Here is a 2524-nt window from a genome sequence, read left to right as displayed (position 1 = left end):
GTGCGCCGGCCCGGGCCGGCGCACCGGCCCCGGCGACGCCGCCGAGCCGGGCGGAACGAACGGACAAGGGCTAGGGACGGGTCGGACGCGGACCGGATTGCAGGCTGGCAGGGGGAACGGGACCATGGCGAAGGCGGCACCTGAAGGGCTCATCACGGCCCTCGACATCGGATCGTCGAAGGTTTCGGCGATGATCGTGCAGCCCGGCCCGGGAGGTGTCGGGGGCGGCGAGCTGACCGTGCTCGGCACCGGCCAGCGCGAGAGCCGCGGCGTCAAGCGCGGCTATATCGCCGACATGGCCGTGACGGAGGTCGCGGTGCGCGAGGCGGTGGAGCAGGCCGAGCGGATCGCGGGGCTGAACATCGAGAACGTGTGGGTCGGCTTCTCGGCGGGCGGCCTCGTCAGCGACGTCGCCTCCATCGAGTTCGAGCTTGGCGGGCACCGTATCGAGCAGGGCGACATCGACGCGCTGCTGGCGGCCGGGCGCGAGTCGATCGATCCGCAGGGCCGGATGGTGCTGCACGCGCAGCCGGCGCTCTACACGCTCGACGGGCTGACCGGCGTCAAGAAGCCGCTGGGCCTGCACGCCGACCGGCTGGGCGTCCACATCCACGTCGTCGCGGCGGACGGATCGCCGGTGCGCAACCTCGACCTGTGCGTCCGCTCCGCGCATCTGGAGGTGAAGTCGATCATCGCCTCGCCCGTCGCGACCGGCCTTGCCTGCCTGTCCGAGGAGGAACGCGAGCTGGGCGTGGCGCTGGTCGAGGTCGGCGCGGGCGTCACCAACGTGTCGCTGTTCGCGGGCGGGATGCTCGTGGGGCTCGCGTCCATCCCCTTCGGCGGGTCGGACATCACCGACGACATCGCCTCCGCGTTCGGCGCCAGGCGCGCGCAGGCGGAGCGGATGAAGTGCTTCCACGGCTCCGCCAACACCTCCCCGCGCGACAATCACGACATGATCCCCGTCGTGTCCGCGGGCGCCGACGACGTAGGGGAGGACGAGAAGCACGACACGCAGCAGATCACGAAGGCGGCGCTGAACGGCGTGATCCGCCAGCGGCTCCAGCATCTGACGGGCGAGGTGGGCCGCGCGCTGAAGGAGCTGAAGTTCGAAGGGCCGGTCGGGCGCCAGGTGGTGCTGACCGGCGGCGGCGCGGAGCTGAAGGGCATCGCCGACTATGCGCAGGCGGCGCTCGGCCGATCGGTGCGGATCGGCCGTCCCCGCGGGCTGACCGGCCTGCCCGAAGCACATGCGGGGCCGGGTTTCGCGACGCTCGCGGGGCTCGCCTTCTATGCGGCGACCGACCCTGTCGACCTGCGCGCGCTGTCCGGCGCGCCGCAGCTGGTGCATCGGCCACGCGGACTCGGCGCGTTCCGCAAGCTGATCCAGGCGGCGCGCGCCAATTATTGAAGGGCGGCTCGCGCGCCCCGGCTTTTCGGCTGGCACGCGCGGGAGCCTTCGTGCAAGGTATCAACGAGGCAGCAGGACTTGGCGTTTCACCAGCGGGCCGGGCGGAGAGATTGGGCGATGAGCATCGAGTTTCTGGCTTCCGACGTCGATGAACTAACCCCCCGCATCGCCGTGATCGGCGTCGGCGGGGCGGGCGGGAACGCAATCGCGAACATGATGCGCGCCGAGGTGCAGGGCGTCGACTTCCTGGTCGCCAACACCGACGCGCAGGCGCTGAAGCAGTCGAACGCGCCCCACCGCATCCAGCTGGGCACCAAGATCACGCAGGGACTCGGCGCGGGCAGCCGGCCCGAGATCGGCCGCGCCGCCGCCGAGGAGACGATCGACAGCCTCTCCAAGATGCTGGAGGGCAACCACATGGTGTTCATCGCCGCCGGCATGGGCGGCGGCACCGGCACCGGCGCGGCGCCCGTCATCGCCAAGGCGGCGCGCGACATGGGCATACTGACCGTCGGCGTCGTCACCAAGCCGTTCGCGTTCGAGGGCAACCGCCGCGCCAAGAGCGCGGACGCGGGCATCGAGGAGCTTCAGAAGTTCGTCGACACGCTGATCGTCATCCCCAACCAGAACCTGTTCCTGATCGCCAACGCGAACACGACCTTCAAGGAGGCGTTCAGCATGGCGGACGAGGTGCTGCAGCAGGGTGTGCGCGGGATCACCGACCTGATGGTGATGCCCGGCCTCATCAACCTCGACTTCGCCGACGTCCGATCGGTGATGCAGGAGATGGGCAAGGCGATGATGGGCACGGGCGAGAGCTCGGGCGATAACCGCGCGCTGGAGGCGGCGCAGAAGGCGATCGCCAATCCGCTGCTCGACGGCGTGTCGATGCAGGGGGCCAAGGGCGTCATCATCTCCATCACCGGCGGCGACGACATGCGCCTGCTGGAGGTGGACGAGGCGGCGAACCACATCCGCGACCTGGTCGATCCCGACGCCAACATCATCTGGGGATCGGCGTTCAACCCCGAGCTGGAAGGGCGCATCCGCGTCTCGGTCGTCGCGACCGGGATCGAGGCGGACCAGCGCGCGGGCGCCGGCGCCGCCGCCGCC

2 protein-coding genes are annotated in these 2524 nt (G+C 70.6%); both read left to right on the top strand.

Annotated features, from left to right (window positions below):
* The first annotated feature begins 124 nt into the window (after positions 1 to 124).
* Positions 125 to 1411, top strand: coding sequence for a cell division protein FtsA (gene ftsA, locus HUV01_RS14825; RefSeq protein ID WP_174298966.1), 1287 nt, complete (start codon positions 125 to 127; stop codon positions 1409 to 1411).
* A gap of 117 nt (positions 1412 to 1528) precedes the next feature.
* Positions 1529 to 2524: cell division protein FtsZ (gene ftsZ / locus HUV01_RS14820; protein WP_174298965.1), on the top strand; the 996-nt coding region annotated here is incomplete at its 3' end.

The sequence above is a fragment of the Sphingomonas bacterium genome (assembly GCF_903643035.1).
GTDB lineage: Bacteria > Pseudomonadota > Alphaproteobacteria > Sphingomonadales > Sphingomonadaceae > Sphingomonas.
This window is presented reverse-complemented; position numbering and strand designations above follow the sequence as displayed.

Coding starts and splice junctions, on each gene's coding strand:
- ftsA (WP_174298966.1), top strand. CDS start 125: ATGGCGAAGGCGGCACCTGAAGGGCTCATCACGGCCCTCGACATCGGA.